Below are 673 nucleotides of genomic sequence, written 5' to 3'. Positions count from 1 at the left end.
TGCCGATCGACGTGTACCGCCTCCTCGACGCCGACCTCGGCGGGGTGCGCGGCATCCACCTCGCCGGGGACTCGGACCAGCTCTTCCTCGCGGCAATCCAACCCCGCTTGGACGCGTTTGTTCGGGGCGGCGGGCGGATCCTCGTCAACGGGCACGTCCAGCGACCCTTCCTGACCGGGCTCAGTCCCTGGCGCAAGCTCGCGTTTTCGAGCCCGCGCGACCTCGCGCTGACTCGGCACAGCGAACACCCGGTCTGGCGCGGCACCGACCCGGAGGCCTTCCTCTACAGCACGGGGGAGCCCGGGCGCGTCCCCCTCGAGCGGCTCCGCGAAATCGGGGTCGCCGGATTCTACGGACGGGGCTATGTGTCCCGGCTCCCAGCGGGGGCGACCGTCGTGCACACCCTGGGCGAGGTCGCCGCCCCGATCGACGTGGAGTATCCGCTCGGGGAGGGCCGAGTGCTCGTGCACTGCGGCAACGACCTCGGCATGTTTATCTCCGAGGAGCGGGGCACGGAACACATGCGTGCCCAGCTCGCGAGCTGGCTGGGAGGCGCGGAATGAACCACACGGGGCAGACACCGCCCGCGGGGCCACCGCGAATCGCGTTCGTGCACGGGGGATCGCACGCCCAGCTGGCAACCCTCGCCGACCCCGCGCTCGGGGTGTTTGCG

1 protein-coding gene is annotated in these 673 nt (G+C 71.5%); it reads left to right on the top strand.

Translation table 11 applies throughout. The annotated features are described in order from the left end of the window. Nucleotides 1-563 (top strand): hypothetical protein (locus OOT08_RS02950; RefSeq protein WP_325091051.1); only part of this gene is annotated, 563 nt, incomplete at its 5' end. Between the last annotated feature and the right edge of the window lie 110 nt (nt 564-673).

Origin of the sequence: Leucobacter sp. M11 (assembly GCF_035726885.1) — a bacterium.
Classification (GTDB): domain Bacteria; phylum Actinomycetota; class Actinomycetes; order Actinomycetales; family Microbacteriaceae; genus JAPFRB01.
Note: the sequence above shows the minus strand (reverse complement) of the source record. Positions and strands in the feature narration are given on the sequence as shown.